Source organism: Nostoc sp. CHAB 5715, assembly GCF_020829685.1.
Taxonomy (GTDB): domain Bacteria; phylum Cyanobacteriota; class Cyanobacteriia; order Cyanobacteriales; family Nostocaceae; genus Nostoc.
The window spans coordinates 1-3200 of record NZ_JAIVFR010000878.1 but is presented as its reverse complement, the minus strand read 5'-3'; the positions used below and the strand labels follow the sequence as shown (position 1 = coordinate 3200).

3 protein-coding genes and 2 pseudogenes are annotated in these 3200 nt (G+C 42.6%); 1 reads left to right on the top strand and 4 read right to left on the bottom strand.

The genetic code is table 11. From position 1 onward, the window contains the following. Positions 1–444: 444 nt before the first annotated feature. From LC574_RS33005 to LC574_RS32990, 4 genes and pseudogenes are all read right to left on the bottom strand, one after another. Positions 445–792, bottom strand: a complete 348-nt coding sequence (locus LC574_RS33005) for a hypothetical protein (RefSeq protein WP_229457801.1) — start codon at positions 790–792, stop codon at positions 445–447. Between the two features lie 178 nt (positions 793–970). Further along, positions 971–1402: pseudogene (locus tag LC574_RS33000) on the bottom strand (NAD(P)H-binding protein); the annotation flags it as partial. Further along, positions 1395–2282, bottom strand: a pseudogene (locus LC574_RS32995) (biotin/lipoyl-binding protein); the annotation flags it as partial. The pseudogenes LC574_RS32995 and LC574_RS33000, both read right to left, overlap by 8 nt. A gap of 152 nt (positions 2283–2434) precedes the next feature. Further along, on the bottom strand, positions 2435–2752 hold the full coding sequence (locus LC574_RS32990) for a hypothetical protein (RefSeq protein WP_229457800.1): 318 nt from the start codon (positions 2750–2752) through the stop codon (positions 2435–2437). A gap of 312 nt (positions 2753–3064) precedes the next feature. Here LC574_RS32990 and LC574_RS32985 point away from each other — a divergent pair. Next, positions 3065–3200: four helix bundle protein (locus LC574_RS32985; protein ID WP_229457802.1), on the top strand; the 136-nt coding region annotated here is incomplete at its 3' end.

Sequence of the window (3200 nt, the reverse complement as noted above, 5' to 3'; positions counted from 1 at the left end):
AGTTTTGGAAACTCAACCACCAAGCTGACTGATTAATTCGTAATTCGTAATTCGTAATTCGTAATTAAAGAAGAAATGACTAAGTAAGTCGGCACAATAAAACCAAACTGTGTGAAGAAAACGACCTGCTTACAGCTATTTTCAGGTAAATAGACCACGCGGTAGGGGCACGAGCCAGCTCATACGTGTCAACTTAACGTAAAAGCCATGTCCCGCAAGGAACTGAAGTTCCTTGCTAATAGCAAAAGTCATCTGAAGATGACTAAATATAGCCAAAAATCTTTAGTCTACTTTAGTAGACTTTAGCTAAAAGCCAAAGAACTTTAGTTCTAGGCGGGTGAGTCCGCCAACAGTTAAGCTATCTATAGCTTAAGTTGACACGTATGAGCAATGCTAAACCCCTACACAGATGTGGTTCAAATACATGAAAACTGTTGTAAATACTCAGCGACTTTCTAATTTAGAAACTCGCGCCTCTAATTTGTTAACTTGTTGCTTCAATTCAACCACCAAAGTTGCAAGCCGATCAAACATTGGATCTTGCTGTGATAAGTTCCTTCTGGAACCAGTTGATTGTCGTGGGGTAAGTGTTGTTCTTGGGGATGGAGACTGGCGACTTCGACCCAGTTGAGACTCTATCTGGTTTAACCGTGACTCGACACGATTTAAGTCCGCTTCCAGGTTGTAAATGCGAGACTGTACTTGCTGGGATGAAGCAGTGTTTCCAAATAATCCACCCCAGAGAATTATTGCTAAAATCCCGGCAAATATTAGCACTTGGATTTTTTTCATAACAGTGTTTTTTCACGCAATCAAATATGAGTCCTATAAGTCAATACAGTTCAGTTAAGCATTTCTTCCTTCTCTCTGCGTCCTTGGCGTCTTGGCGGTTCGTTAAAAAAATTGACCTTGTAATATAGTTTTAGCTTTAACCCAAGCGTATTGTCCTATAAGTCTGTAGTCACTTCACTTATTTATCCTTTACTAAATTAGAAAATAACTTCTGCCAATCGATAGAGTTAACAGTATTATCTCCCTGTTTTACTTCAAACGTGACATTACAAGCTTTTCCTAGTTTTAGCGCTTGCACGCAAAGTTCTGCTACATCCTCACGGCTGATTTTGCCCTTAATATTATCGCCTTGCTCGAATATTAATTCCTTACCCCCTAGCTCCTCAGTTAAAGCACAAGGTCTAACAATCGTATAAGGAATTCCGCTTTCTCTTAAACTATCTTCTCCCTTCAACTTCCAAGTTAAAATTCCTCCCAATTGGTCATTTAATTTCACTGCTGGCGGTTCTTCATCTAAATTAATGCCGGGGCGACCGGGACGAGTCACGCCTGCTGAACTGACGAGGATAAATTGTGGTAAAGTTGTATCGCCGTAAGTTTTTATTGATTTGGGCTTGGATATTTTGCAGCGAACCGCGAGCAGATGTTACCTGGGCGCGGGCTGCGTCAATATCTTCTTGGCGCGTTCCGGCTTTTAGAAGTGCTAAAGCTTGCTGTCTTTGCTTCACCACAGCTTGGGCTTGCTCGATGTCTTCTGGACGTGACCCAGCTTTTTGCAGAGCCAATGCTTGTTGGGCTGCATTCACAGTAGCTTGGGCGGCATCACGATCGGCACGGCTTTGGTTGAGAGTCTGAAGGGAAATACCGCCTGCATTGTAAAGTTGTTGATTGCGGAGAAAATTATCTTCTGCTTTACTTAGAGCCGCTTGAGTGTTTTGTAACTGTGCCTGTGAAGCAGCAATATCTTGAGAGCGATTGCCTGCTTGTACCTTTTGTAGATTCGCTTGGGCTTCGTCTAATGCTCCCTGTGATTGGGCAATATCTTGAGGGCGATTACCTGCGATCGCCTTTTGCAGATTCGCCTCGGCTTGTGCTAATTGCCCTTGAGCAGAGGTGAGTTGCCCCCGCAGGTTGGAATCATCCATGTAAGCGACAATCTGTCCTTGTTTGACGATATCTCCTTCTTTCGCCAGCAGTGTTTTCAAGATGCCGGAATTTTTCGGGCTGAGGTTGATTGACCGCTCAGGTTTCACCGTTCCGTTCGCTGAAACTGTGATTGTTAAACTCTGCCTTTCTACAGGCTGTGTCAGCACCCGGCGGCTGGCTTCTTGACGGGGAGCAACCGTTACTTGGTAATAAACGGCATAGCCAATTCCACCCAAAAGGCAAAGGGCAATTAGCCAAGAGAGCCAATTACGTTTTCCCTTTTTTTTCTTTAACTCTGGAACCAAAACTGATGAATCTACGGTCTTTGGCGTATCAATTTTCATATAACTTCGTTTAAAAAGAACGGTTACCGAGCTAGTACCGCAAGGCGGAAGTCAAAAATCAAAAATCAAAAGTCAAAAGTGTTATGGAATAAGCTCTTTAGGGATTTTAAATGGTTGCTCTATTTACGCCGTGGCGTACTAGTTATTCACGGCTAATATAGCCTGGTAGCGCCAACAACGTAGACTTTCGTCTGGGCACTTGCAGGCGCAGTCAAGAGAGTGGGAACAACGAGCAGGGCAACAGCAGCTAAGTACAGCATTTCATTAATTCGTAGCGAATTAAATTTGGCAATACCCTGCAATGCCAATGCATCGACTGACAATGCCAATGCATCGGCTAACAATGCCAATGCATCGGCTAACAATGCCAATGCATCGGCTGACAATGCCAATGCATCGGCTAACAATGCCAATGCATCGGTTGACAATGCCAATGCATCGGTTGACAATGCCAATGCGTCTCCTTGCATTAAAAACGTTACGATTTTACGCAAAGCTGTACTAAGACTATCGATATCCGGTTTGCTTTCAACATGGAATTGATTCCTTATTTGTATTAAATTTATATTTTGCTGAGGTTTGAATTCAGCAATCTTTAGACAGTTATTTTTGTTTTGGCATGAAGGTATTTAATATTTACCTATTCGTATAAATTCATACATATTAATTATTGCTTAAAACGTCCAAACCGATGTATGACCAAAGTCATTAGTAATTCCAGACTGATGTATGACCAAAGTCATCAGTTTTTTTAATGGGGAGTGGGGAGTGGGGAATGGGGAATGGGCATTAATTTAGCTGAAGCTTGCTATCAGCTAACGATTGCATTTCCAAAAGAGGAACTTTACGGAATGACTTCACAGATTCGTCGGGCAGCTGTATCAATTCCAGCAAATATAGCTGAGGGCTATGGGCGAG